Genomic DNA, 26,367 nt, shown 5'->3' with positions numbered 1-26,367 from the left:
ATATGAAATTATCGAAAGGGCTATTTTTTGGCAAGATGATCATTTTTCTTACTCAATGAAGGGAAAACTTTTAACAACTTACTTTTGACGGAAAGGTAGAGCCAACCGACGGAAAGAACTCAGGCATCGACGGAAGGCAATCCCATGTCGACGGATCGGATTAGCGGCTATAAGATTTCCTAAAATTCTGTAAAATAGGGTAATAGATAGATTTACTGTTATTTTTCTCAAAAAACGATATGATAGAAGGAGTGAAATGGTAATACAGCACCAAAGAAAGTAGGGAATGACATGACTAAGTATGAAACATTATTGTTTGACGTGGATGACACATTATTAGATTTTGACTTAGCTGAAAATGCAGCACTTGACCGTTTATTTAAACAGGAAAATATTGCAGTAACTCCAACGATGATTGCTCGTTATAAAGAGATTAATGAATCTATGTGGCGTGCTTTTGAACGTGGTGAGGTGTCTAAAGAAGCACTACATAACACTCGATTTTCAATTGCTTTTAAGGAATTCGGCTTAGATGTAGATGGAGAGCATTTTGAGGCGATTTTTCAAAAATTTTTGAAAGAGGCACATCATTATGTAGACGGTGCCTACGAGGTAATTGAACAGCTTGCAGATAACTATGCGTTATATGTCGTTTCAAATGGTAAAACAATTACCCAAAATAAACGACTAGAGGATGCAAATTTAGCACAATTTTTCAAAGGTATTTTTATCTCGGAGCAAACAGGCTATCAAAAACCAATGCCCGCTTTTTTCGATTATGTTTTTGAACGTATCGATAATATAAATAAAGATAAAACCTTGATTATTGGTGATTCCTTAACATCTGATGTTAAAGGAGGACTACAAGCTGGAATTGATACATGCTGGTTTAATATACGTGATATAGAAAATACAAGCGATATTGAACCACAATATGAAATTAAAAAGCTTCATGATTTACACTTGTTGTTAGATAACAAAGTGGCGATTTTTTAGGTAAATATTTATACTACGCTTTCAACTGTTCGTAAGCTCGAACAATTGAAGTTTAGTTTTTTGGATAGAACAATTTTTTAAAAATACTATGTTTATGGATAATTAAATCCAGTATGATTGTGTTAGATGAAAGAAGGGAGAAATAAGATGAAAGGAAAAATTTCAAAGGGTGTATTGGTTGGACTGTTAGGTATATCATTGGCCATTCCAATGCAGGCATATGCCTATCAAGAGCCAACTAGTTATGTACATATGAAAACGCCAAATATGACGGTGTACTCTGCATATGGTGCTACAATTAATGCATCAGAAAAAGGCGATATTTTTAGTGTTAAAGCAAATATTGTCAATAACCGTCAGCCATTAGAAGTGGAAATTTTTAAAAATGGTCAGGATGGGGTCTTAAAACAAGTTGTTAAAAAGGGGGCATTGGAGCCGGTTGCTTATCGAGATCTAAATGACCGAGTAATTGCCACTATTCATAATAATGCAGAATTAAAATTTGATAATTCACCGCCTAATTATTTTCGTGATATAGGAAGATCAACGTATAGTTCGTATATTAGTACTTTATCGAGGAGGGGCATCGTTCAAGGTAAAACAGCTGATAACTTTGGTGTCAATGATTCCCTAACACGTGCACAAGTTAGTGCATTATTAACTCGCGCATTTAGCTTTCAACAAGTACAAACAAAACAATTCAAAGACATAGATGCTAAAAAATCTTGGTATAGCGGTTATGTTGGTGCCTTGCATTCGCTAGGAATCATAAACGGAAAAACGCCAACTATATTTGATCCAAATGGAAAAATCACACGCCAGCAGGCAATTTTAATGCTTGGTCGAACATTAGAAGCTGTTAATTTTGTCCAAGAAGAAGAGTATGTGATTTTACCTTATCAGGATAGCTACTATCTCCAAGAGGAATCATTGCGTCATACTGAGACTTTGTATGCAATCGGTGCTCTAGATACCAATACAAATCTATTGCCAAATCAATTTATTACCCGTGGAGAGTTTGCTAAAATGTTAGCAATGACTTTAAGCGCAGCTGGAAGATTGTAATTTATATTATCAATTTCGCCATAGCGTAATCGTTGCTGCTGACGCTTTGCTGTCGCACAGAAACCAATTGTTGCTGACGCTACTCTTTCACACAGAAAACATTTGCCTGAATGAAGATAAATTTTGCCGAGCATAACAACGTCTCGGCTTTTTTTGCTGGTAAATTATATTCAATGGAACGGATAGTAGAACTAGAGCACCGGCACGAACTTCAGATAAAGCTATACATAGTGCTCATGTATAAAAATCTATAGAACGGGCAAAACCTTTTATGAGACTAGTTTCCATGAAAGGGGAATATACGATGAATACTGTTTTAACTATAAAAAAGCGCGATAAAGGGCGTCAATCATCATTAACTCAACTTAGACAAAATGGTGCTATTCCGGGCGTTGTATATGGCTATCAAATGGAATCAACAGCAATATCACTAGATGCCAGACAATTTGCGAAATTATTAGCTCAATTCGGCAATAAAAATGTTTTTCAATTAGATGTAGACGGTAAACAGATCAATGCGGTGGTAACAGAAGTACAACGCTGTGCGTTAAAGGGGAATGTTAAGCATGTAGATTTCAAGTCCATTAATATGGCAGAGGAACTAGAGGTTGATATTCCTGTAACGGTTACTGGTAAAGCTATTGGAGTTGCAGATGGTGGATTCCTATTACAGCCTAATCGTGAAGTTCGAATAAAAGTAAGTCCAACAGAAATTCCTGAAACAATAGAGATTGATGTGACTGAAGTAGCCATCGGGACATCACTTTATGTAGGAGATATTCGTCAACAGTTTTCCTTTGAAATTTTACAGGAAGATGACTATACATTAGTGACGATTACACCACCTGCCGCTGAAAATGTGCAGGAAGATACAGTAGATGGAACCCCTGAAGTAATCGAGGCTACTGGGAAAAATCCATCTGATTCAGAAAAATAGAAACAAAAAAGGAGCCATCTTACATTCGGTAAGTGGCTCCTTATAGTTTATGCTATAAGCTTGTGTATGGAATGGCGATAACGGAAATACGTGATTAGATACAAGCTGCCAGTTGCTAAAAATAGCCATGGTGGGATAATGCGCATGATGGCGAATGGTGTTTCAAATAAAAAAGAAAATAGAAAATCATAACCCTTTGCATCCCATAAACCTGGCGTAAAATAAGCATCTTTTATATTGAAAAAGTAATAATAATGGTCATTGGAATAAAAAATCATTAACCATATAAAAGATACTGCCCAATTGCTGGAATGTTTCATTAATCGTTTATATTTAGAAATTTTCGAATCATTATCAGAAAATAATTCATCGTTGCCATCTTTTCTTTTTAACCAATAATAGGTACCATCATACGATTTTCCCTTTAATGCTTGCCATCCAAAATCCTCATATAACTGTTTATAGTTAGTTCGTTTTTCACTCCGAAGATCTTGCCGATAATCAATACGGATAACTTGTTCAAGATCAGCTGTCTTTTTAAATGTATAAAATCCGCTAGAACTTACATTTGTACAAACCCACCCGTTGGACAACATATGATTTAACCATTGCTCTTCCTTTTCGATATCAAAAAAAATTTTAAACTTTTTCATGTCCATCAGCCCCCTCATATAAAGATAAAATTCGCTGTAATCTTTGTTGTTCGACAGCTAGTATTTCTAGTCCCTCAGCTGTTGTTTGATAAACCTTACGCCTCGTATCATGGGTCTCTACAGGCGAAATCCAATGATATTTCAATAAATTTTCAATTGCGCCATACATAGTACCAGCAGCGATCCTTACACTACCAGCGCTCATTTCTTCGATTTTTTGCATCATTGCATAACCATGTAATGGTTCACGTAAGGCGAGTAGAATATAATGCATGGTTTCAGATAAAGGGAGTAATTTATGTTTTTTCACAAGTTCACCTCATATACAGTTCGACTATATAGTTCAATTATATATAGTTGAACTGTATATTGCAACCGAATAAAAAAAGACAATGCACTTTTGCATTGTCTTGTAAGCCTATACTACAGCGCTTTTCACGCCAGTCCATCTCATAAATAATTTTTCATTATACGTTAAAGCAAATTGGACAATCGGTCCGAGTCCGAAGGCCATTAGTACCGTACCAACGCCGATAGGACCACCTAGTAAAAAGCCGATTAAAGCGACAGTTACTTCCATAGTTGTTCGAGAGCGTGTGACACTCCAGCCAAGCTTATGGACCATTAAAAGCATTAATGAATCACGAGGACCAATCCCTAAATTTGCCACCATATACATACCGCAACCCCAGCCAAGTAATAGTAAGCCACATACATATGAAAGAAGTTGCATCCAAAAACCATCTATATCAGGAAGCAAATAGTTAAAAATATCAATAAAAATTCCTGCTAAAAACATATCTATAAACGTACCCGGCAGTGGAAACTTCTTTGTAATTACTATATCAAACGCTATTATGGCTAGCCCGATAAGAATGGACCAAATACCAATGGTTAATCCTAATGTTTTAGCTAGTCCAATATGTAACACATCCCATGAACCAACACCGAAAATCTGACCTTTAATTGTCAATGTTATACCTAAGGATAAAAGCAAAATACCCGTTAAGAAGAACAGACACCGTGTGAAAAATGCTTGCTTCATCATTATAACCCTCATTCTAAAAATTCATGTTGTTCAACAAATTATTATAACAATAGATTTTAAAATGAATCGAATATTGTCAATTCACATTTTTCAAAAAATAGGGTTAGGTAAGCTAAATAAGGACAGAATAGTAGGGATAAGAAAGGATGAGATGATATGACCTCTGTACGAGATGAAATACTAGAAGTTTTAAATCGTGAAAAAATAGGAACGATGGCAACAGTTGAGAATGGCAAACCGTACTCACGCTATATGACATTCCAACATGAGGATTTTGTATTATACACCGTAACGAATAAACATTCTGAAAAAATGGAGGAGCTTCGTAAAAATCCATATACACATATATTGTATGGATACGAAAATGGAGGCTTTGGTGACACATACGTTGAAATTGAAGGAAAGCTAACAGAAATTCTAGAGGAAGGAATAAAAAATAAGTTAGCTGAACTTTTTACAAGCATTTTCGTTGGTAATCAAGATGAAATGATTACACTAAAAATCGAGCCGATTCGTATGCGCTTGATGAATAAAAAAGGCGATCCACCTAAAGAACTCGAATTTACAAACGACCATTAAGATGTGGTCGTTTTTTGATTATTTATCGAAGATGGAGAAATATTCTTTGTTACATGATAAATCTTAACTTGAAATTAGGCGAGTGTTCATGCATGATAATTCAAAATAGAACAAAGGAGTGCAAAGAATGACAAATAAACTACAACAGCTTGCACAAAATATTTTAACATCGCAAAGGAAAATTGAGGCGGATTTTATTTTACGTAACGTACAAATAGCAGATGTTTTTACATTGACGTGGAAAAAAGCAGATATTGTCGTTAACAATGGGCAAATTGTGGCGCTTGATATAATGAATAGATTTAAAGCTAAAAACGAAGAGGATGGCGCAAGAAAATATGTTGTACCTGGTTTAATTGATGGACATATACATATTGAGTCATCGATGTTAACACCTGCAGAATTTAGCCGTATACTGATTCCGCATGGCATTACAACAGTCATTACAGATCCTCATGAAATAGCAAATGTTGCAGGTGCGGAGGGCATTCAGTTTATGCTAGAAGATGCCAAAAAAGCAGATATGGATATCTTTGTTATGTTGCCATCTAGTGTTCCGGGCACTCATTTTGAAAATGCAGGGGCAACGCTGACAGCTGCTGATTTAGAGCCGTTTTTACAGCACGAAGATGTTCGAGGTTTAGCGGAGGTCATGGATTTTCCTGCGGTATTAAATGGTGAAGCCAGCATGCTTGAAAAGATTATTCTTTCGGAACAGGCTAATTTAGTTATAGATGGACATTGTGCGGGCTTAAATAGTCATCAAATTACGGGCTATCGTGCTGCTGGTATCCATACAGATCATGAATGTGTAACGGCACAGGAGGCTTCTGATCGTGTAGAGCAAGGGATGTATGTATTAATTCGTGAAGGCTCAGCAGCAAAAAACTTACGTGATTTATTGCCTGCTGTCAATGCAACAAATGCTCGCCGTTTTGGCTTTTGTACCGATGATAAATATGTTGATGAGTTAATGGATGAAGGTAGCATTAACTTTGATGTGGCAATGGCCATTGAGGAAGGGATGGAGCCATTGCAGGCTATTCAGCTTGCAACTGTTAATACAGCTGAATGCTATCGTTTATATGATCGAGGCGTTTTAGCACCAGGTTATAAGGCGGATTTTGTATTAATCGAGAACATCGACAATATGCGTGCAAAGGCAGTTTGGAAAAATGGTATTAAGGTTGCTGAAAACGGTGCGATGTTAACGAATCGTACTGAACCTATTGTACCTACACATATTCATCGCTCTGTACATTTACCTTATGTAACGAAGGACATGCTTAGCATTCCATTCCATAAAGGTACGAAGGCGAATGTTTTGGAAATTATACCAAATCAGCTTATTACGAACCATTTAGTAATAGATGTACCTGTGAAAGATGGCGTATTTGTACCTTCAGTTGAACAGGATTTACTAAAGCTAGCAGTGATTGAGCGGCATCACAATTTGCATACCACAGGTCTTGGTATTGTGAAGGGCTTTGGTTTACGAAAAGGGGCAGTGGCCACTACTGTAGCCCATGATTCGCATAATGCATTAGTGGTAGGTACGAATGATGAAGATATGTTACTTGCTCTGTCACGCATTCAAGAAATTCAAGGTGGTTTTGTCATAGTAGCAGATGGTGAGATATTAGCGGAAATGCCATTAACAATTGGGGGCTTAATGACGGATGCACCAGCAGATGAGGCGAAAAAGCAATTAGCAAGTTTGCATAACGCCATACACGAGCTCAATCCAACGCTAGATTTTCATTTTTTATTGACGTTTTCATTTGTCGCATTACCAGTTATCCCTGCTTTAAAGCTAACAGATACAGGGCTATTTGATGTGACAACATTCCAACATATTCCGGTAGAAGCGGAAGTTTAACATTAGAATATCTCAATGAAATTAAGGTGTCCTATTAAATAATTATGCCATTTCGGCAAAACGAGAGGGATTTCCGTTCCGTCTGAGCGCTTTGTTGCTGCTGCTTCGCTTTCGCACAGAGCAAAGCTTCCTGGGGGCGTCCGATGAGCCGCTTCGCTTACGCTGCAGGTTCTCATTTGTGACGCTGACCCCCAAGGAGTCGCTCAGTCTCCACTCCAATCAACCACATAGCTTACTTAGTATGTTCTTTTGACATGTTAGTCTTATTTATAGTGAAAATAACGAAACTTCACCAAATGGTAATATTGTGCGAAAGCGAGTAACCTGAAACAGAAATCACATCAATTTAATGCGCTACATATAAAAACGACCTAAAAGCATAGCCGCTTTCAGGTCGTTTATTATATGGGATAAATACGTACTTTTAATTTCTTATTTAATATGGATGCTTGCATCAGTGCTTGTTCATCATGAATAATTTCACCAGGTTTGTTTGCTTCACCGATAATATACGAGGAGAACGGCATCTTTAAAAAGTCAAAAATATATTGGAATTGTTGAATCATTGGTAAACCCTTTATATATGGATCGTCACCACCGACAGCAACAACAAGGGCTTCTGTAGTTTGTAGTTTCTCTTTTAGCTGTGGAAACCGCTCATCTCGAATAGCTTGACTCAGTCGATCTACCATGTTCTTCATGATTCCCGACATGCTGTACCAATATATAGGTGTTGCAAAAATAACGAGATCACTTGTTAGAAACGCATGGATAATTTGATCATAATCATCATCTACAAACTGAAAGCCATTGTTATCATGACGTAAATCGTTAATGGGCTCAATCGTTAAATTTTTTAGATCTATTTTTACATAATTTATGCCATCTAATACATAATCAGTTAGCTGTTCACTATTACTACCGGCTCTAGAGCTTCCAATAAAAGCTGTAATGTTCATAAGAATCCTCCTCTATTCTTCAGGCTATAACAAGTGTAAACTTATATTTATTATCGATAAAGCAGAATCTTTCAATGGAATATATCGAAAAAAACGATTTAGAGGTGGGGAAGATGGATCTTAAACAACTGCAAACGTTCTTAACAGCATCAGAAACGTTAAGTTTTACCCAGACTGCACAGCTAACTAGGCTATGCTCAATCGAGTATTACAGCACAAATTAAATCGCTTGAAGAAGAGCTTGATGTAGTCCTTTTTGAGAGGCTTGGAAAACGTATTACCCTTACTGAGGGGGGCAAGCGATTACAACAGTATGCTCAAAAAATGCTAGATTTAAATGTAGATATGAAAAAAGCTGTAGTAAATGAACAAGCACAAGCGGTGTTAAAAGTAGGTGCACAGGAAAGTCAATGTGTGTACCGTCTGCCGGGTATTTTACAACAATTTCAGAAAGCACATCCACAAGTAAAAATCATTTTTAAGCCTGTCAATACGACCGAAATAGCCAAAGATTTATTGCAGTCAGGCAAGCTTGATATAGCGTTTATTACAGATGCATATAAGGAAACACCTATGTTACATCGTGAGCGACTTATTCGAGAGCAATTAGTATTTGTCAGTGCATCTACTAATAGCAATGTGGACAGAGAGGTATTTTCTGTACAGCAACTCTCAAATGAAACGATGCTTTTGACGGAAAGCGGTTGCTCCTACCGCAATCAATTGGAAGTACAGCTTCAGCAGCAAGGTGCGCTACCAATACAAATGATTGAATTTGCAAGTATTGAAGCTATTAAGCAATGTGTGATGGCTGGCTTAGGTATTACATTCTTGCCCAAAATGGTGGTGGAGAAGGAGTTAGAAAACAATCGCTTAAAAGAACTGACTATATCCATGAATTTAGCTGATATTTTTACGGATATCGCTTGGCATAAGGATAAACACATATTTCCATATCTCGCTGATTTTATAGAGATTGCTATGAAGATGTATAAGAAGTTTTAAGAGTTTGTTATACCCTGACTGATGATAAAAGATCTAGGTCACCTAGATAGGACACCGTTTAAATAATTTACAAAGAGGAAACCACAATTTAGGCTTATCTAAATCTGTGGTTTTTGTCATTTCAATTTAGAGTTAATTTTCCGGTATTTTAAATAGGCTCTCTTTTCTTAAAAATTGTTGCTATCTTGATCGAAGAAGGATCTAACACCTGTATAGGGAGCAACAATAGCAACATAAGGAATTTCCGATACGCGGCAGTTAAAGATGGTTTTTATGTTGCTTGTAAAAGTAATAACGATGACTTGGTGAGTGTATCCTATTATCATTATGATGGGGAAGATATCGAACTTATTGCTTCTTTAGCATTAAAAGATTTATTAAAATCGATATCGGCAGAGAAGGCACCATTTGAATTAACTGTTCAAGATAAAGAAGTTATACTCACACGCTATGTTGTATTTAAAGGTAAACCTACTGTTGAAAAATATGTTTTTGATTGCATAGATAAAAAATAGTAGGGTTTCTGAGAAAACAGAGAGAATCTACAAATCCGTAGAATTCGCTCTGTTTTCGCTTTCTTTAGTACGCTAAATAAAACGAATTGTTATGTAGACGTTATTGAAAGGTAAAGACGTTAGTTTAAAATAAGTATAAAGTGCGAATGAATATTTTTATCCATTCGCACTTTTTAGTTCTTTTCACTAAGAAAGCGTATTATTGTGATTTATAAAAGTACCTCAAGGGTGTTCCTTTATGAGTTTTCTTCGGGCCTATGAAAAACTTATTGTTTCTTTAAAGTACCAGAAAAATTAGTTCCTTCATCATGCTCTGTGCGACAATCTACCTCGGTAATTTTAAGCGCATTATTAAGGCGCTCAAATTCTACTACACAACGATTGCCGTTTGAGGATTTGTTCATCACAGCCTTAGTGCTAGAAGTAATCGTTGCAGTCCCATCGACACTCCCTGCAGCTGTCCCATCATTGGCAGTAATAAATATATTAAAGCTTTTGCTTGTTGCGTTTGAAATATAGGCATCTCGACGATTAAAATCAGTTGTGCCTGTACCCCATTTATAGTAATACGAATAGTTACCATCCCAAGCACTATTAGAAGGTGTTGTCAGCTGCATCGTTTTATCTAGCTGACTTTGCCCATTTTTTGCTCGTGTATTTAAAGAAGCATTACTCGTATTTTCATGTATTGCCTGTGCGTCCTCTGAAATTTCATAAAAATTTCTTTCATCCATACGGTGTAGCATTGTCACGACTTGAGCTCGTGTCATATTGTTAGTTACGCCAAAAAACTTCTGTAAATTGCGGTTTTCATACTGAAAGTTTTGTCCAGTGGAAATGTAATAATCGAGTAAAAATTGTATGGATTGATCTAATCCACTTTTACCGTTAGCTAAATGTGTAATTGCCTGTGCCACAACACCGCGCTTCACACTAGCTGCGCGAATATTATTATCAAAATATCCGTTTAATGGAACACCGTAGCTCGCAAGACGATTGTAATATTCGTCAGACCCGTTTGCAGCAGGGGTTTGTTTTTTTAACTCATCATACGGTGATTCAAGCTCATAAAAATTAGCTAGTAGTTTTGCGAATTGTTGCTCTGTGATTGTTGCATTGGGCTTAAATGTACCGTCTGGATAACCATTAACGATATCGTATTCCTCTGCCCACATGATGGCTTCAAAGGCATAGTGATCTTCTGGCACATCTTTAAAGCCAGCAGCTTGTACAGTGTATCCAGTTGCCACAACAAGTAGGGGAAGCAATAAAGTGCACACTAATTTTTTCATTAGTCTCAGTCATCCTTTCTTTCTAGTCATGTTAATAGTTTGAAGGATATGGATATAAACTGCAAATTTTTTTTTAGTTTATAGACTGAAGAAAACTATTCTTTTATGAAAGAAGGAATAAAAAGAGATGTTAAATAGTTTAAATAAATACTTCCAAAAATGGATGCCTATTTTAACACCGTTTAGCTTAGTAATTGGTGTGTTGTTTGAGAACGTAGGGCATCAGCTATTATTTTTAGTGCCGTGGCTGTTCGCTTTTATGACATTTGCAGGTAGTTTAAGCATGAATTTTGAAGGAATAAAAAATCTTAAAAAATACCCAACAGAAATAGTAATTGTTATTGCATTTTTACACCTACTCATGCCAATTTGGGCTTATTTTGTATCAAACATCATCTTTCACGATCATCTGCTGACAATTGGTTTTGTTTTAGCAGTCGTTATACCAACAGGGGTAACTAGCTTTATTTGGGTTAGTATTTGTAGGGGGCATCTTGCATTGTGTCTTGCAATTATTTTAATCGATACACTCATTTCGCCCTTTGTCATTCCAGCATTACTTCATATTGTAGTAGGGCAATCAATCGAAATTGATACTGTTGGTCTCATTCTAGATTTACTTTGGATGATTGTTGTGCCTTCTCTTATAGGTGTAGCGTTAAATGAGTTTACTAAAGGTGAAATTGAGCTTACATTAGGAAAGCAATTAGCCCCTTTTTCAAAACTTAGCTTATTTAGTATTGTAATGATTAACAGTAGTGCAATTGCCCCATATATAAAAAATATTAACTTGGAGCTTGTTAGTGTTATTTTGGTCGTATTTCTACTAGCTGTATCAGGATATGCTTTTTGTTTAGTATTAGGGCATATGCTTTGGAAGGATAAAAGCATTGTTACGATGTTCGTTTTTACAGGAGGGATGCGTAATATTGCTGTAGGGGTTGTAATAGCGACTACATACTTTCCCGCAGAAACGGTTATGCCTGTGGTGTTTGGTATGCTATTTCAGCAAGTTCTAGCCTCGTTCTTTAGCCGAGTAATGGAAAAGTATCAGCTGAAATATGCGGAAGGTTTACTATAGGTTAAATGTAAAAATATCCGCGAATGTTCGAGGGGAAGCGAGTATGTAAGAGCTACTATCCCGACAGTTATTAGAATGCTACATCATTTTTGTGACAATTAATGATGGTGAAGCTGTTACAAAAAGAAGAAAAGACACTAAAAATTTTGCTGCAAGATCATGAAGTGAAAATAACAAAACATGAGGTTTCCATTATGCTACCTTCAGAATATGATGAAGATAAGCAGTATCCATGTTATTTAAATGTAGGATGGAGGAGATATTTCATATCAGAACTATAAATTTGAGAGTTAATACCAGCCCTTTTTATACAAGAAATTTTAGTGTTTTATGCTTGTCGGAAGTATTTTGAGTACTAATTATGTCACTTAAGAAAGAAGAGTGCATGAATGAAAGAGTTAGATGATGTAAAGCTAACGATTCTTCCGTTAATTATTTTGCTAATTCTTATACTTTTATGGAAACTGACAGAGTCTGTTGGTGCAGGGATGATGGTCATTATTTTCTGGATAGGCTGGCGGCGCCTTGTAAAAAAATTAATATGAATTGAAAACGAGATTTTTCTAATGTTACGTAGTGTTAGTTTTAAGGCTCCTCATAAAATGTTAAATAACGGTCTGTCGACTAAAAATTGCCAAATAGCTTTATGTAAAAACATAACGTTTATCTACTATCAGACTGTAGCTTTGTAATAAAATTAACGATATCAACCTTGATATAAGGGCAAATTCAAAGAGCATGTTTTGAAAAAAGATTGATCAAAACATGCTTTTATTTATGTGGCTGATAAAATTCATTATAAAAAAGTTTGATTATTTTTGATACCTTTGTTGCACTGTAGCTTCTGTTAGGAAGTATGTTTAAACTGCACGCAACTTAGTCGTTCATTTAATGTACCTCTTCCTTAAGTTTGAATAGCTCTTACATAATTTACTCCAAAAAGTAATTAATATTATTTTAGAGCGTAATTTTTTGTTGCAATTTAACGCCATTTAATTCACAATATGGAGTAAGGGAGGGGAATTATGGGAAATGGATGACTTAAGATTAAATGTAAGCTTATTACGCAGGAAAGTACCGAATCTAACAAGTGCAGCCCGACAAGTTGGCTTGCGATCAGCAACCGTTTCTAACTTATGCACGGGAAAAATACCTGTTGGTAGAGCCGAGGTTCGGACTTTAGTTGCACTTGCATCATTAGCCGATTGCAGTTTGGATAATCTGATTCTCAGAGGGGAGAAAATCGAAATGATAGAAACCAAAATCAAAACGTTAGATTTATTTGCTCCTTTAGCAAAAGGAGGTACTGTCGGTTTGGTTGCACGCCCTGGAATGGGGCAGCTCGTAGTTTTAGCAGAATTACTCTATCGTTTTAAAAATGAAGCATATAAAACAATCTTTTTAATGCCTAAAGGTGAACATCAAGGATTAAATGATCTTGTAGAAAATGTAGAAATCATTACAAACACCATTGAAGACACGTATGAGTGTATTGCGAATATTGGTGGAGACAAAGACATTATGTTCGTTGCAGACAGAACCCATGTTATAACAGGAGGTATCCAACAACTGCAGGAGAGTCTTCAAGGGATTGGAATTCATTCTGTTACAACTTTCCTCGTTGATTTGACAGGCGAAGTTGTTGATGAAGATTTACCTTATGGACCACTTGAAACTTTTTGGCAATTTGATGCTGATCTTGCTGCAAGACACCGCTATCCAGCCGTTAATCCTCTTAGTTCAACATCAACTGTTCTCGAAGGAGCACATTTAGATCAGGAACATTTCACAATTCAACAAAAAGCCTTAAAACTTCTTCGCCGTTATCGGGAACTCCGTTCATTAGTGAATGTTAGTGGGATTGAACGGATTCCGACTTCTGAGTTACAAACATATCAAAGAGGAGAGAAACTGGAAGCCTATCTAACTCAGCCTTTTTATACTGCTGAGCCCTTTACAAATAAACCGGGCCAATCTGTCAGCCTTAAAGATACTTTGAATGATGTACAAGAAATTATGAACGGTGCTTTAGATTCTAGAGATGCATCAGAATTAGTGTTTATTGGGAGTCTTTAATCCTAGAATAGGGAAAAAGGCCTTTTCTATTGTTTTTAAAGTTTCTTCTTCAACTAATCTAACCTGTATGTTTAAGTACATTTCTTTATAATCTTCAAGTTTATTTTAATATTCAATATTAAATCACCTCTAAGAAAAACTAAAGAGGTGATTTTTATCTAAATTTTTTTGCAAATTTTTAAAGCTACACGGACATGTTTGATAATATGTTCTTTATCGCTTTCCTGATATGATCGAAAAGGCGATATTCCATAATTAAAGAACTAAATATATTCAAGACATACATATAATGAAATTAGTTAAAATGACTATGTACTAATATTTGTAATTTTGTTACGATTTATTAATTAATGATACAACAAGGAGATATAGCATGTGGCGTAATCGGAATGTATGGATAATTTTATTAGGTGAATTTGTTGTAGGTCTTGGCTTGTGGGCTGGGATTATAGGAAATCTTGCTTTTATGCAAGAAGTCGTACCCTCTGACTTTCGCAAATCATTAATTATTTCTAGCGGTATATTGGCGGGTTTAGTAGTAGGTCCGTTGGCAGGGCGTATTATTGACAGGTCAATGAAGAAAACAGTTGTACAGTGGGCTAGTGTAGGACGAATTATAAGTGTTTTGTTTATGTTTATGGCACTTTATACAAATTCGGTTATTTGGATGATTCTTTTTTTAATTACGTTGCAAATAGCAGCCGCCTTTTATATGCCAGCTTTACAATCTATTATTCCAATGATTGTAAAGGATAAGGATTTAATTACAATAAATGCTTGGCAAATGAATGCACGAACGATTTCAAGGATTATTGGTACTGCTGCAGCGGGATTCATGTTAAGTTTCTTTGAGCTGAAATGGTTGTACATCATTTCATTTATTGTCTATATGTTGATGTTTGTTATTACGAACTTCCTACAATTAGATGAAACGACAAATCAATCGTTAACATCTAAGGAAAAGGGAGACTTTAAAGAAGTGTTACCGATGGTGAAGGAGCACCCGGTTGTTTTAATGACACTTGTCTTAATGTTAATTCCAACATTATTTTTAGGCTCCTTTAATTTAGTTATTATGAAAATTTCTGAGATTCATCATTCAACGACAATATCAGGATTATTATATACAGTTGAGGGCATAGGCTTCATGCTAGGAGCAGCAACTTTGAAATTATTTACGGAGCGGGTGAACATTGGAACACTACTCTTTACATTAGCATTTATTATCGGTTCGATGGAGCTAATGCTACTATTATCGGATATTAAATTCTTTGCGTTAGCAACTTTTGGCGTTTTTGGTTTTTCAGTAGGCTGTTTTTTCCCGACGACAATGGTGATTTTTCAAAAGCAAGTGCCAAAAGATTTTCATGGGCGATTTTTCTCATTCCGTAATATGATTGATTCTGTCATCTTTCAGTTCGTCTTATTGTCAACAGGCATGATGCTAGATTTAGTTGGTTTAAGTGGATTGGGACTTGTTTTTGGTATTATTAGTCTAAGTTTAACCATCACTTTTTTACTCTTTTCAAAGAAAAAGAGTGTTGTTATGCATGCTCATTAACAATAAACAAAAAAAGAACTGTCAAATCTGTAAAATGCTTTGGCAGTTCTTATAGCTTAATTAAGTCTACATTTTTATTGATATTCCGAACGGGAAAGCCCAATCCTTTAAGTGAGGGGAAACGTGGGGTCTGATAGGGAATGCCACTAAAACCAAAAATGTTTGTGGTGCTTCGAGTATCCGGAAATTCCACTCTTTTTTGATGTATGTTGCAGTTTATTAAAAAACTGATACATTGTGTATATGAACGAATATAGACGAGACCGTACCATTAATTAACGTCATTTCGTTTTTTGTCCCCGGTACAGAAGAAAGATGTTTCTTCGTGCAGATGTAGAGGAAAGTAGAAAGAAGGTGTTGAAACATGCTTGGAAAAGCACAGGAAACAATGGATACATATATTGATTCACCCGAAAAACTAAAGAACTTATATAAGCGAGTGTTAATCGTTGTTAGTCTCTCACAAATTTTTGGTGGGGCGGGGCTTGCAGCAGGTATTACAGTAGGGGCTCTTTTAGCTCAACAAATGCTTGGAACAGATGCCTATGCAGGAGTACCCTCCGCTTTATTTACTTTAGGGTCGGCAGGTGCAGCTTTAATTGTAGGGAAACTATCACAACGTTATGGGCGTCGTACAGGTTTATCAACCGGCTTTATTGTCGGTGGACTTGGTGCAATTGGTGTAGTAATTGCTGCTTTGATGAATAGTGTGATTTTATTATTCGCTTCTCTACTAATCTATGGTGCAGGGACAGCGACAAATTTACAGGCTAGATATGCTGGTACAGACTTAGCTAATGAAAAGCAGCGGGCTACTGCTATCAGCACGACAATGCTAATGACGACTTTCGGCGCTGTTTTAGGTCCGAATTTAGTAGAAAGTATGGGTAGATTTGCACTTTTAATGGGGGTTCCTCCCCTTGCGGGACCGTTTATATTATCATCTATAGCTTTTATATTGGCTGGGTTAGTGCTTTTTATTTTGTTGCGTCCTGATCCATTAGAAATTGCTACAATGATAGAAGCACACAAACAAGAACTGGAACTTAGAAATAAGACGGAATCCTTTCATAAAACAATCAACAAAAGAGGTCTTGCAGTCGGTGCAACGGTTATGGTACTTACTCAAATTGTCATGGTTGCTATCATGACGATGACACCAGTACATATGAAACATCATGGTCATGGCTTATCGGAGGTTGGAATTGTTATAGGATTTCATGTAGGTTCCATGTATCTTCCGTCGCTCGTAACAGGCGTTCTTGTTGATAAAATTGGACGAACAGCCATGAGTATATCTTCGGGAGTGACGTTGTTATGTGCAGGTTTATTAGCGGCATTCGCACCGAGTGATTCTATGGTTCTATTAATCGTAGCTCTTTCTTTACTTGGATTAGGCTGGAACTTTGGCTTAATTAGTGGTACTGCTCAAATAGTCGATTCGACTGAGCCGTCCACTCGAGCAAAAACACAAGGGAAAATTGATGTTTTAGTTGCACTAGCAGGGGCTTCTGGTGGTGCTCTCTCAGGCATGGTAGTAGCTAATGCAAGCTATGCAACATTATCTTTAACTGGAGGCCTATTATCTTTAATCCTTATTCCAGTTGTCATTTGGTCAAGAAAAACTTGAGATAAATTATATGATACTAAAAATGGTTACTAAAATAGTTTCAAAGTAACCAATGTTTTAAAACTTGTAGTGAAAAATCAAGAATATAGAGTGAATTTAAATAAAACTTTATAAAAAAACAACTTAATTTAAGGTTCTTTTGTTGACATTCGGTACTCCGAAATGTAAATCAAAAGAACCTTGTCCTCTTACTAAAAATAAATAACTATGTAATTAGCTATTTGTTTTATCATTTGCTTCTGTATGATTAGATTCCTTAATCACCTCATTAAAGGATGCTTTAATTTCTTCGATTGTATATCCCGCTTCGAGTAATTCATTCGTTACTTGTTCTAATTTGTTCATTCCTTGATAATTTTTAAATCTAATTCCTCGTTATAAAATTGTAATCATTGATAAAAATTAAAGTAGTTGTTCTAGCATAACTACAAATATTAAGACGTAGATTCTCACACAAACTACAATAACAAACATCGAAGGTAAGAAATATAACAAACTCTGATATATCAACATTTATAGAGGAATGTTAATTTTTGCGTCAATAAGAATTGACTTTTATTCTAGTTGTAACTATAATGGTTACAACAGGTTGTAACAACAACTGTTACAGGTGGAAAAGCACTGTATATTCAAGCACGTGTTGCTTTCTACTTGAAGTCAAGCTGCAGAACTAGAAATGGGGCTCGAAATCTTTAAGTAATGATGAAATTTTTTTGGTGTCCCTTCTTTTAAGCAATAGATGTTGAAGGCATAATAATGCGCCTGAAAAAGCACAATAGATTACAAAAGATGCAATTCTACGAGCTTAGCTGATAAGTAGCAGCGAGATTGGTTAATAATAAAAAATAAAGGTAGGCGTTTTTAATGGAGACAAAACAAGACACCCTAATATATGTATGGGATGCATATTGTGGATGGTGCTATGGATTTTCAGAAAGTATTAGAGGTTTTTACAAAAATCACCCTGAAATGCCGTTAACTGTTTTATCCGGAGGATTATTTTTAGATAATCTACCAATAAAAAAATTCTCATATATATCAGAAGGAAATAAAAGAATTAATCAACTTACTGGTGCAGAATTTGGTCCTTCATATCAGGCTTTGCTGTCAGAAGGTACTTTTACTATGAATTCAATAGATGCTGCAATTGGCTTTTCAGCTTTACGTTCATTAGCACCGAACCGTTTGTTAGAATTTACTTCAGCTATGCAAAGTGCGTTTTATTATGATGGGAAAAGTCTGAGCGATCCTGAAACATATCGTAAGATAGCTATTGATCATCATTTGGATCCTGAACAAGTGCTAGAGCGGCTAAAATCCGAAGAAACTATACTAGAAGTTCAAAATGATTTCAATAAGGTTCAACAACTTGGTATAACTAGTTATCCTTCTTTACTTCTACACAAGGATAATCAATTAATTCCAATTGGTGGCGGAGTAATGACGTCGGATAAAATTGAAGAGCGTTTTAAAAATTTGTATTAAAGAGGGTTCAATTTTAAGTTTCTATAGTTAAATACACATACTTTCTCACAAAGAAGAGAAAAAATGTAATGATTTTATGAAAGTAAGGGTATTATAACTCATTTGCAACTAATAAAACTACATTGCTAATAACTTCACCAAAAAGGAGATAAAATTCTATGATTAAAACAATCGATGTAAATCAAAATGATGTGAAATTGACGATATTTAGTTCTGAAGAAAAAAGTTTTATGGTGACTGCAACCTTAGTTGAAAAAGCAGGACATGCATTCTTAATAAATACGAAATTTACGCAATCCGATTCGAAAGAAATTGTTGATTATTTGAAAAAAAATAACTTATCATTAGATAAAATTTTTATTATTCATGGAGATCCTGACTACTACTTTGGATTAGAAAGTATTAAAGCTGCGTATCCAGAAGCCATTGCGTATGCCACAGAATCTACTGTTGAACATATTGTTCATTCTGTCTTAGGGAAATTAAAAGTTTGGAAAGATGCACTTGGAGAAAACGCACCAAGTAATGTTGTATTGCCTCAAGTGTTAGCAGAAAAAACTATTGACTTTCAAGGTTTAACATTTGAACTTGTAGGCTTAGATAATTACCGAACGAGCTTATTTAACAAGGAATTAAAATTATTGATTGGTGGCATTGATATATTCAATGAAATTCATGTTTTCTTAGCAGATACTAGCGAAAAAGAAGCAATGGAATCTTGGATTGAGAACTTGAAAGTGTTACAAGGGTTAAATGCTAACATAATCGTCCCAAGCCATGGTTCAATTGAAAAATCTTTAGATAATCAAGCACTTATCGCCACTATCAATTATCTAAAAACTGCAATTAAATCTTCTGAAGTAAGTAAAACTTCTACGGATTTTGTTGCAAAGCTTGAAGCAGCATATCCAGGCTATGCAAATAAAGGCGTATTAGCATTAAGTGCTAAAGTTGTAACGAAAGAAATTCCTTGGGGTTAATGTTATGAATAAATATCAAAAATTATTACATGAAACATATGTATTAACTGGTGAAGGCAAATTGGATGCCTTCAAAACGTATTTAAGTGATAATGTATCTTGGACAGAAGCTGCTGGATTTCCTTATGCGGGTACTTATGTAGGTCCAAATGAAGTAGTGAAAAACGTACATGAACGCCTTGGAACCGAATGGGATGGCTATTCTGCAAAAGATGAAATCTATGCGTTTAATAATCACACGGTTATCGTCTACGGAAAATATAGTGGGACGTATAAAGCAACAGGAAAATCATTTATAGCAGACTTTTGCCATCTATATGAATTTGATGAGAATGATAAGGTTAAAAAATTTATTCAAATCGTGGACAGCGCAACTGTCAATAATGCATTAAATTCAAATTAGTTGTTTGTAACTTTACTTGGGGTAGCGTCAGATAACCTTATTTTCCTGACGCTACCCCATCGCTATCAGGCTAAGATTTTACACTATCCATAAAGCAAAAAGACGTTATCCTTTCTGTAGAATCAGGAAAGGATGGCGTTTTTTTATGAATCTTTTGATTTTTGACGAACTTCAAGCATTTGCTGAAGAATTACAACGACATATGTTTCCACATGTTCTAGAATACCTAGCCAAAGAAAAAGGATTCGTTCAGCAAATAATAACGGCTTAATATTTTCTATAAAGTTGGTGACTACTTCTGGTCAATCGTCCGATTTTCATCGTAAATTTCCATAATAACTGCTTCGTTTTTTTCTATTTTTTCTTATTTCATCTATAGTAAATTCTTTTATTATTTCCTTAGAACTTCCCAGTAATAAAAAAGCTAAACCTGTATCATCCATGCCCTGAGACGTTACATTTGCACGGAAATCATAAATGTCTAAGTGGCTTCTAGTAGCAAATACTTTGTCGGTTTTCTCTACATAGGTTGCTATTCCTTGGATTCCAAATTCAAAAATAAGTAAATGCTCGGGTAATATCCAAGCAAAATAACCCAAGCATAAAATCACTAAAAGAAACTCGATTTATTCCCATTAATCTACTATAACTCTCTTATTCTTTTAAGATTTTGTTAAGGAGACCATTATTTTACTATAAGGATATGCCAATATACTTACACTATATTGAATGAAAACCTATCATTCATTCAATGTAGGACAGATGTGACTCCCATTAAAACACTCAAGGAGGTAAAACAGTTGAAGAACTGGGTTAAAAAATCAATTGCTATTGTAGCAACTGCTACACTAATGGTTCCTACTACTTCTGCCTTTGCTGAAGCACCACAAAAAACAGCGAAGAATCAAGAATTAGTGAAACTAGCTAGCAATAAGGAACGAACATTGAAAAATCAAAAGGATTGGATTAGTAAGGATACCATTATCGTCAAACATTCAGGGCTTGATAATAATGTACATAAAAACATTGGTTCAAAAGTGATCCGATCGATTCCTTCATTAGGATACGATGTTATCAAACTAAACAAAGGAACAACTTTAGAAAAAGCGGTTTCTTATTATGCCAAGCAAAAAGGAGTTAGAAGTGTATCCCCAAGCTACGTGTATCATTCCTTTAACACAGGAGAAGATCCAAAGAAAAAAGATACGTATCATTTAAACCTACTTCAAATTGATAAGACTCTAGAATTAGCAGGCAATCACGAGGTAAAAGTAGCCGTTATCGATGGTGGTGTGGATTTTAAACATCCGGATCTAAAATCTCAAGTGCTTCCACCATATAATGCTGCAGCACCTGCCAATACATCTTATCCTGATGGCCATGGAACACACGTAGCAGGAATTATTGGCGCGGCAAAAGATAATGGTATTGGAGGACATGGAATTAATCCAAATGCTAAAATTCTTCCAATTGATGTATTCAATGGAGGAGAAGGGGCCAATGATTTCGTCATTGCACAAGGAATACTTTACGCTATTGAGCAAGGTGCTGATGTTATCAATATGAGCCTTGGCGGCTATGGAGAAAATTCATTACTGAAGGATGCCGTTCAGAAAGCCATTGATAAAGGAATTACTATTGTTGCAGGTGCTGGAAATGACTCGACAGATAATTACTTCTTTCCTGCTTCTTACGAAGGCGTTATTGGCGTAGGTTCTACGAATGATCGAAATGAACTGTCCTACTATTCAAATTATGGTCCGTCAGTTGACGTAGTAGCTCCAGGGGAAGATATATACAGTACATTTTATGATGAGAAAAAAGGATCATCCTTTAAAGTAGATAGTGGGACATCTATGGCATCTCCTGTAGTTGCAGGTATAGCGTCTCTACTAAAATCAAAATATCCAAATTTAAAGCCTCATGAAATAGAAGCAATTCTTGAAATGACCGCAAAGGATTTAGGGGAGAAGGGCTATGATCTTACATTTGGACATGGGCTTGTCGATCCTGTAAAAGCATTGCAATTCGACTTAAAAAATTTACCTAAACAGTATTCTGAAACAAAAGGAGAGCGTATGAAAAATGCAAAAGTCCTTAAAAAGAATACATTGAATACGGAAAAAGGTGAATTCAAGCAACCGGACGAAAAGAAATGGTACAAGGTTGATCTAGAAGCAAATGAATATGCTCAACTGACATTAAAAGGTGAAAATAAATACGATTATGCATTTGATTTATACTTCTACCCTGAAGGTCACAACAGAGAAGTAGAACCTATCAACATCAATGACGTCCGCGTAGGCAAGCAAGAAGGATACCTATATAAAGCAGTTCAAAAGGGAACCCTTCTTATTGGAGTTAAAGATTATAATGGCAGCTATAGCACAAATGGCGATTCTAACTACGTCTTCACAGTTCAAACGATTAAAAAATTGCCATTTGATTCATTAGATATGGAGCATATGGAGAAGATTCAAAAATTCCCATTTAGTACAGCGGGAAAAAACTATACCCTACTTTCTGAAGATCATCAAGGAGACCAAGATTATTTTACATTTACAGTAACTAAACCAACGACACTGAAATTTGATTTATCTAGTATTCCAGGTGTTACAACAGCTTCTTTGGAACTTTATCTAATAGAGGACTTAGGTAAAGCAAAACCAATCCAAGCATCCTACGGAACTGATAAAGGCAACGGAGTAAGCCTTGTTGTCGATGCGATTCCTGATGAGAAGTATGTAATAAGCGTAACTAATAGAAACCCGGTACTTAGCGGCGTTGAAACTAAAGAAACTATAAGTGAATCAATCATTCCTTACACATTAACAAGTGAAATCATTACCATTCCTAAAGATGAAGATGGGCTTCTGTTAAAGTCCATACCTCAAGATGGCTCTGGAAATCCAGAAGACGTGGATTTGATTATGAAGAATGCGATTCGTTTTGATATTGGTCAAAATCAAAAAGCATACTTCCAAACCGAAGATGATGAAGATTACCACTTATTAACAGTTAAAGAAGATGCCTTATATGGTTTCCAATTTAAAAAAGGTATGAATCAAGTACTAGATAGTACTATATATGAATATGATGAGAAAAAAAATGAATTAATTCCAGTTACTTCATTAACATCAACAAACAATGAAAATGATACAATGACAGTTGCGTTGAAAAAGGGCAAAACCTATGTTGTAAAAGTAGCCAATCTTGGTGAGCGTTCTTCTGACCCATATACACTTAAAACTAGTAAAGTAGCAGCTATTCCAGAAGCCTATAATAGAGATAATAAAGAAGCACTTCAAATGATTCAACCTGGTATCAGTTATAAAAATCATCTCATTTATCATGATGATATGGACGGCTATTATTATAAACATCAGGGTAAAGATGAAGTCATGAGTCTTCAAGTTTCTTCCGTACCATTCACAAATGAAGAGCTAGATAAATTACCTAAAGAGCTTCAAAAGGACTTGGAACTATCAGGCTTTCTTTATGAAGATACAAACGGTAATATGGTAATTGATGGGAAAGAAGGGGATACAGTAATTCCATTTGGACAAGGTGAAAACAACTTAGATACCTCTTTTAAAGCTAAAAAAGATCACGGTTATATTATTCTTGTTGAGGAAGCACTTGGACAAGTATCAACTCAACCATATACTTTAACTTTGTTTGATCATAAAAGAGTAGATGAAGATGCAGATTCTAAGTTAGTTAACGGTATACCGACAAAGTCAACTATACTTACGGAAAAAGACAATAAATGGGTTGCTACTCAATATCTAAATGCAGGTGTTCCATTTGGTGATAAGGACTATTTTGAATTTAACAATGACCGCAAACGCGATGTGTTCTTCTCTCTCCAAACAGAAAAAGCACTAGATGGCGTTATTCGTATTATTGATGCAAAAGGAAAAACAGTAGAGACTTTAGATCTTCACGGAGCTGGTGATGCTGAAGTAGGTACAGTCCAACTTGATGAAGGAACATACTATATTGAAGTAAGTGAATCTTACGGTAGAGCTAGTACACAACCCTATACACTTGAAGTAATATAAGATTAGCATAAAAGATAGTGTAATAGAGACACTATTTTAGTCTCCTAGATGATGAAAAATCTAGGGGACTTCTTTTATATTCGAAAGAATAAAGTTAGGTCTTCAATAATTGCCTAGCTTTTGTATCAAATTCCCATCAAGAAATGAACAAGAAGTTTTTAAACAGTCCTTAATTATCCCTTCCTTTCGACCTCTACTGGTTTATCGTATGGTACTTAACTTATTTTTGTAATTGACAATAGTATAATTTAATACATATTAAAGCAATATAGATTAACAAAATTAATTTTAAAATTGATTTTATTGTTAGATAGTGTTGTTTGAACTGTATATCCTAATTGTTGCAGCAAGGCATTTAACTGTTGGAAGTCCGAGTCTTATACCCGAAAAGTTCTTGTCACCAGAACTTTCTCCAACACGAAAAGATTGCCATATTTTAAATTTTCTGTAAGCGTGGTATCCAATTACACTCTTCACAGTTAATCTAAGACTTTTTTTGATGATAATTTAATGAATTATAGCAATTTTAATTTTTGAGCATGCGCAAAGCTAGAGAAAATTAGTAATGACGCATGTTTTTTAACAGATATGTCCCGGTCTTTGCGATTTTAGACTATGATGGATTGCTGCTTAATGTTTATAAAGAATATAAAGACGAACGCGGTGACAGTGTAGTAGAACGAGTGTGGCTACCTAAAATCCCCCTAAGTTATGTAGATAATGAAGGAAATATTATTAATTTTACGGTTGATGATGACCTGGAAGTGTATGATGCGGAGTTAAAGGAGTGGTACCTCGGGAAAAGAGCAGAATTAGCTGAGGATCCTGAGATTACGATACCGCTTCTGGAAAATGAAAAAGAATTTGAGCAAAAAAGACGACAAACAATCGTTAGTATTGTTCAAGAAAACCTTGCTTTTTACATTAATGAGCATAATGTTTATACGAAAGCGCTTGATGTAACATATAAGTTTGCCTTACCGCTGATACCGAAAGAAGATTGGTATAACACGGTTGATGATATCTCCATTTTTGCATTTATACAGGGCTATCCATACAAAGTTGATACTACTGCTTATAATGGGTACGCCTTTGTAGGTACACGATTACATTATCAAAATCCTATATATGCGGGTGTAGTAGATAATGAACGCCGTTTCTGGTCTAAATCTTGTAATTACAACTACAAAGTAAATGAAATTTATTCAACTAAAAAACAGGCAGCAGCAGCTGGATATCGCGAGATGTCGTGTTTAAACTCGAACTAGAGTTGATAATTTGTGAGATTTGGATATAATAAATTTAGAATATTCAAATACAACATAACTTTTATGATGCAAACGGAAGCACCGAGACATCGTCTATAAGACATGGCTCGGTGTATTTTTTTTTTTTTCAGAAAAAAGTTAGAAATTAAACTGATATTTTGTTGGAGGAGTGGGAAAGATGATAAATAAATTACTATCACTTATTAAATCTAACGCTAAGCAACATTAGTATCGCAGCGAAACAAGCCTTGAAAATCTTGGGAGCTGTAATAGATGACCCATTTATAATAAGGTAAAGAAAGTCCCGAAACATGGTTTAAAGAAACATGCTTCGGGGTTTATTCTGACTAAATGAGAATTAAACTCACTTTTTTATTCCAACTAATTTTAATAGAGAGCGCAATCACTATTGGATGTATTCTATTTTTCTCAGATTGATAGAAAAACACACTTACTAAAGAGGCATTCTTTGAACTTAAAAAGCATGCCGGCATCCCTATGACGAAAGAAGAGCTTAACAGTGGCTCAGTTTTTGCTTAACAAATACAAGGGGCTTTTGTATAAAAGGATTAAATAAGCAACATGATGTTCAAACGAATTCATCTTCCAGGACTAAATAATGTCCCAAAATAATTTCAATCAAGCTAAACCTGAATGTAACAATATCTTTACAGGACGATATGAGGTATAAGGTAAATGTTTTGTTACAATCACTACTAATTTGTTATTAAAATTTTTACACACAAATCGTCCACATAAGATAAATTTGAAAATATTTATCATTTATTTGTTAAAAAAATAGAGTTTTTATGGATACTAATTACCTTTTTAGAGTATTTAACCCAAACATCTATACACTTATATAATATTATGGTATAATTTTGAAAAAAA

General features: G+C 35.3%; 25 protein-coding genes. 18 read left to right on the top strand and 7 right to left on the bottom strand.

All coding sequences use genetic code 11. From position 1 onward, the window contains the following. The first annotated feature begins 291 nt into the window (after positions 1-291). The 3 genes from C7Y47_RS00590 (at position 292) to C7Y47_RS00580 (ending at position 2,998) form a co-directional block, all read left to right on the top strand. Positions 292-996, top strand: a complete 705-nt coding sequence (locus C7Y47_RS00590) for a YjjG family noncanonical pyrimidine nucleotidase (protein WP_142506990.1) — start codon at positions 292-294, stop codon at positions 994-996. Positions 997-1,143: 147 nt separating this feature from the next. After that, positions 1,144-2,061, top strand: coding sequence for an S-layer homology domain-containing protein (locus C7Y47_RS00585; RefSeq protein WP_185903356.1), 918 nt, complete (start codon positions 1,144-1,146; stop codon positions 2,059-2,061). A 304-nt stretch (positions 2,062-2,365) separates the two neighbouring features. Beyond that, a complete protein-coding gene (locus C7Y47_RS00580; RefSeq protein WP_142506988.1) occupies positions 2,366-2,998 on the top strand; it encodes a 50S ribosomal protein L25/general stress protein Ctc in 633 nt (210 codons plus the stop codon). A 47-nt stretch (positions 2,999-3,045) separates the two neighbouring features. Here C7Y47_RS00580 and C7Y47_RS00575 read toward each other — a convergent pair whose 3' ends face one another. The 3 genes from C7Y47_RS00575 to C7Y47_RS00565 form a co-directional block, all read right to left on the bottom strand. Further along, the gene (locus C7Y47_RS00575) at positions 3,046-3,651 is read right to left on the bottom strand and encodes a DUF2812 domain-containing protein (RefSeq protein WP_142506987.1); all 606 of its coding nucleotides are present in this window, start codon (positions 3,649-3,651) and stop codon (positions 3,046-3,048) included. After that, on the bottom strand, positions 3,638-3,925 hold the full coding sequence (locus C7Y47_RS00570; protein ID WP_185903372.1) for a PadR family transcriptional regulator: 288 nt from the start codon (positions 3,923-3,925) through the stop codon (positions 3,638-3,640). Before C7Y47_RS00570 ends, C7Y47_RS00575 begins: the two co-directional genes overlap by 14 nt. Positions 3,926-4,069: 144 nt before the next feature. Then, positions 4,070-4,699, bottom strand: coding sequence for a YczE/YyaS/YitT family protein (locus C7Y47_RS00565; RefSeq protein WP_400934722.1), 630 nt, complete (start codon positions 4,697-4,699; stop codon positions 4,070-4,072). A gap of 156 nt (positions 4,700-4,855) precedes the next feature. Here C7Y47_RS00565 and C7Y47_RS00560 point away from each other — a divergent pair, with 156 nt between their 5' ends. Both C7Y47_RS00560 and ade read left to right on the top strand, forming a co-directional pair. Beyond that, a complete protein-coding gene (locus C7Y47_RS00560) occupies positions 4,856-5,278 on the top strand; it encodes a pyridoxamine 5'-phosphate oxidase family protein (protein WP_132359637.1) in 423 nt (140 codons plus the stop codon). A gap of 127 nt (positions 5,279-5,405) precedes the next feature. Continuing rightward, positions 5,406-7,157 (top strand): adenine deaminase, encoded by a 1,752-nt coding sequence (gene ade / locus C7Y47_RS00555; RefSeq protein WP_142506985.1) that lies wholly within the window; start codon positions 5,406-5,408, stop codon positions 7,155-7,157. Between the two features lie 401 nt (positions 7,158-7,558). Here ade and C7Y47_RS00550 read toward each other — a convergent pair whose 3' ends face one another. Further along, on the bottom strand, positions 7,559-8,116 hold the full coding sequence (locus C7Y47_RS00550) for a flavodoxin family protein (RefSeq protein WP_142506984.1): 558 nt from the start codon (positions 8,114-8,116) through the stop codon (positions 7,559-7,561). Positions 8,117-8,440: 324 nt separating this feature from the next. Here C7Y47_RS00550 and C7Y47_RS00545 point away from each other — a divergent pair, with 324 nt between their 5' ends. Together C7Y47_RS00545 and C7Y47_RS00540 are read left to right on the top strand one after the other, a co-directional pair. Beyond that, positions 8,441-9,121 (top strand): LysR family transcriptional regulator substrate-binding protein, encoded by a 681-nt coding sequence (locus tag C7Y47_RS00545; protein ID WP_436970090.1) that lies wholly within the window; start codon positions 8,441-8,443, stop codon positions 9,119-9,121. Between the two features lie 305 nt (positions 9,122-9,426). After that, a complete protein-coding gene (locus tag C7Y47_RS00540; protein WP_142506983.1) occupies positions 9,427-9,636 on the top strand; it encodes a hypothetical protein in 210 nt (69 codons plus the stop codon). Between the two features lie 266 nt (positions 9,637-9,902). On the opposite strand, the gene C7Y47_RS00535 is transcribed toward C7Y47_RS00540, so the two are convergent. After that, positions 9,903-10,928, bottom strand: coding sequence for an S-layer homology domain-containing protein (locus tag C7Y47_RS00535; RefSeq protein ID WP_142506982.1), 1,026 nt, complete (start codon positions 10,926-10,928; stop codon positions 9,903-9,905). Between the two features lie 127 nt (positions 10,929-11,055). On the opposite strand from C7Y47_RS00535, the gene C7Y47_RS00530 reads away from it, so the two are divergent. From C7Y47_RS00530 to C7Y47_RS00515, 5 genes are all read left to right on the top strand, one after another. Continuing rightward, complete coding sequence (locus tag C7Y47_RS00530) at positions 11,056-12,009, top strand: bile acid:sodium symporter family protein (RefSeq protein ID WP_142506981.1); 954 nt, start codon at positions 11,056-11,058, stop codon at positions 12,007-12,009. Between the two features lie 389 nt (positions 12,010-12,398). Beyond that, a complete protein-coding gene (locus C7Y47_RS24770) occupies positions 12,399-12,554 on the top strand; it encodes a hypothetical protein (RefSeq protein WP_185903355.1) in 156 nt (51 codons plus the stop codon). A 487-nt stretch (positions 12,555-13,041) separates the two neighbouring features. Further along, positions 13,042-14,085, top strand: coding sequence for an ATP synthase beta subunit C-terminal domain-containing protein (locus C7Y47_RS00525; RefSeq protein WP_142506980.1), 1,044 nt, complete (start codon positions 13,042-13,044; stop codon positions 14,083-14,085). A 373-nt stretch (positions 14,086-14,458) separates the two neighbouring features. After that, positions 14,459-15,646, top strand: coding sequence for an MFS transporter (locus C7Y47_RS00520; protein WP_142506979.1), 1,188 nt, complete (start codon positions 14,459-14,461; stop codon positions 15,644-15,646). 364 nt (positions 15,647-16,010) lie between these two features. After that, positions 16,011-17,276: an MFS transporter gene (locus tag C7Y47_RS00515; RefSeq protein ID WP_142506978.1), complete on the top strand. Its 1,266-nt coding sequence runs from the start codon at positions 16,011-16,013 to the stop codon at positions 17,274-17,276. A 213-nt stretch (positions 17,277-17,489) separates the two neighbouring features. Here the strand turns inward: C7Y47_RS00515 and C7Y47_RS25330 are convergent, their stop codons facing one another. Then, on the bottom strand, positions 17,490-17,621 hold the full coding sequence (locus C7Y47_RS25330) for a hypothetical protein (protein ID WP_255504949.1): 132 nt from the start codon (positions 17,619-17,621) through the stop codon (positions 17,490-17,492). 519 nt (positions 17,622-18,140) lie between these two features. Here C7Y47_RS25330 and C7Y47_RS00510 point away from each other — a divergent pair. From C7Y47_RS00510 to C7Y47_RS25325, 4 genes are all read left to right on the top strand, one after another. Beyond that, the gene (locus C7Y47_RS00510) at positions 18,141-18,761 is read left to right on the top strand and encodes a DsbA family protein (protein WP_142506977.1); all 621 of its coding nucleotides are present in this window, start codon (positions 18,141-18,143) and stop codon (positions 18,759-18,761) included. Positions 18,762-18,919: 158 nt separating this feature from the next. After that, positions 18,920-19,741, top strand: coding sequence for a cytoplasmic protein (locus tag C7Y47_RS00505; RefSeq protein ID WP_142506976.1), 822 nt, complete (start codon positions 18,920-18,922; stop codon positions 19,739-19,741). Positions 19,742-19,745: 4 nt separating this feature from the next. After that, positions 19,746-20,144, top strand: coding sequence for a nuclear transport factor 2 family protein (locus C7Y47_RS00500; protein ID WP_142506975.1), 399 nt, complete (start codon positions 19,746-19,748; stop codon positions 20,142-20,144). Positions 20,145-20,289: 145 nt separating this feature from the next. Next, the gene (locus C7Y47_RS25325; protein ID WP_255504981.1) at positions 20,290-20,415 is read left to right on the top strand and encodes a hypothetical protein; all 126 of its coding nucleotides are present in this window, start codon (positions 20,290-20,292) and stop codon (positions 20,413-20,415) included. A gap of 46 nt (positions 20,416-20,461) precedes the next feature. Here C7Y47_RS25325 and C7Y47_RS00495 read toward each other — a convergent pair whose 3' ends face one another. Then, the gene (locus C7Y47_RS00495; protein ID WP_142506974.1) at positions 20,462-20,743 is read right to left on the bottom strand and encodes a hypothetical protein; all 282 of its coding nucleotides are present in this window, start codon (positions 20,741-20,743) and stop codon (positions 20,462-20,464) included. Between the two features lie 201 nt (positions 20,744-20,944). On the opposite strand from C7Y47_RS00495, the gene C7Y47_RS00490 reads away from it, so the two are divergent. Together C7Y47_RS00490 and C7Y47_RS00485 are read left to right on the top strand one after the other, a co-directional pair. Beyond that, positions 20,945-24,208, top strand: coding sequence for a S8 family peptidase (locus tag C7Y47_RS00490; protein WP_142506973.1), 3,264 nt, complete (start codon positions 20,945-20,947; stop codon positions 24,206-24,208). A gap of 572 nt (positions 24,209-24,780) precedes the next feature. Further along, positions 24,781-25,476 (top strand): hypothetical protein, encoded by a 696-nt coding sequence (locus C7Y47_RS00485; protein WP_142506972.1) that lies wholly within the window; start codon positions 24,781-24,783, stop codon positions 25,474-25,476. The last annotated feature ends 891 nt before the right edge of the window (positions 25,477-26,367 follow it).

Origin of the sequence: Lysinibacillus sphaericus, assembly GCF_006864135.1 — a bacterium.
Classification (GTDB): Bacteria; Bacillota; Bacilli; order Bacillales_A; family Planococcaceae; genus Lysinibacillus.
Note: the sequence above shows the minus strand (reverse complement) of the source record. Positions and strands in the feature narration are given on the sequence as shown.

Coding starts and splice junctions, on each gene's coding strand:
- C7Y47_RS00590 (WP_142506990.1), top strand. CDS start 292: ATGACTAAGTATGAAACATTATTGTTTGACGTGGATGACACATTATTA.
- C7Y47_RS00585 (WP_185903356.1), top strand. CDS start 1,144: ATGAAAGGAAAAATTTCAAAGGGTGTATTGGTTGGACTGTTAGGTATA.
- C7Y47_RS00580 (WP_142506988.1), top strand. CDS start 2,366: ATGAATACTGTTTTAACTATAAAAAAGCGCGATAAAGGGCGTCAATCA.
- C7Y47_RS00575 (WP_142506987.1), bottom strand. CDS start 3,651: ATGAAAAAGTTTAAAATTTTTTTTGATATCGAAAAGGAAGAGCAATGG.
- C7Y47_RS00570 (WP_185903372.1), bottom strand. CDS start 3,925: ATGCATTATATTCTACTCGCCTTACGTGAACCATTACATGGTTATGCA.
- C7Y47_RS00565 (WP_400934722.1), bottom strand. CDS start 4,699: ATGATGAAGCAAGCATTTTTCACACGGTGTCTGTTCTTCTTAACGGGT.
- C7Y47_RS00560 (WP_132359637.1), top strand. CDS start 4,856: ATGACCTCTGTACGAGATGAAATACTAGAAGTTTTAAATCGTGAAAAA.
- ade (WP_142506985.1), top strand. CDS start 5,406: ATGACAAATAAACTACAACAGCTTGCACAAAATATTTTAACATCGCAA.
- C7Y47_RS00550 (WP_142506984.1), bottom strand. CDS start 8,116: ATGAACATTACAGCTTTTATTGGAAGCTCTAGAGCCGGTAGTAATAGT.
- C7Y47_RS00545 (WP_436970090.1), top strand. CDS start 8,441: ATGCTAGATTTAAATGTAGATATGAAAAAAGCTGTAGTAAATGAACAA.
- C7Y47_RS00535 (WP_142506982.1), bottom strand. CDS start 10,928: ATGAAAAAATTAGTGTGCACTTTATTGCTTCCCCTACTTGTTGTGGCA.
- C7Y47_RS00530 (WP_142506981.1), top strand. CDS start 11,056: ATGTTAAATAGTTTAAATAAATACTTCCAAAAATGGATGCCTATTTTA.
- C7Y47_RS24770 (WP_185903355.1), top strand. CDS start 12,399: ATGAAAGAGTTAGATGATGTAAAGCTAACGATTCTTCCGTTAATTATT.
- C7Y47_RS00525 (WP_142506980.1), top strand. CDS start 13,042: ATGGATGACTTAAGATTAAATGTAAGCTTATTACGCAGGAAAGTACCG.
- C7Y47_RS00520 (WP_142506979.1), top strand. CDS start 14,459: ATGTGGCGTAATCGGAATGTATGGATAATTTTATTAGGTGAATTTGTT.
- C7Y47_RS00515 (WP_142506978.1), top strand. CDS start 16,011: ATGCTTGGAAAAGCACAGGAAACAATGGATACATATATTGATTCACCC.
- C7Y47_RS25330 (WP_255504949.1), bottom strand. CDS start 17,621: ATGAACAAATTAGAACAAGTAACGAATGAATTACTCGAAGCGGGATAT.
- C7Y47_RS00510 (WP_142506977.1), top strand. CDS start 18,141: ATGGAGACAAAACAAGACACCCTAATATATGTATGGGATGCATATTGT.
- C7Y47_RS00505 (WP_142506976.1), top strand. CDS start 18,920: ATGATTAAAACAATCGATGTAAATCAAAATGATGTGAAATTGACGATA.
- C7Y47_RS00500 (WP_142506975.1), top strand. CDS start 19,746: ATGAATAAATATCAAAAATTATTACATGAAACATATGTATTAACTGGT.
- C7Y47_RS25325 (WP_255504981.1), top strand. CDS start 20,290: ATGAATCTTTTGATTTTTGACGAACTTCAAGCATTTGCTGAAGAATTA.
- C7Y47_RS00485 (WP_142506972.1), top strand. CDS start 24,781: ATGTTTTTTAACAGATATGTCCCGGTCTTTGCGATTTTAGACTATGAT.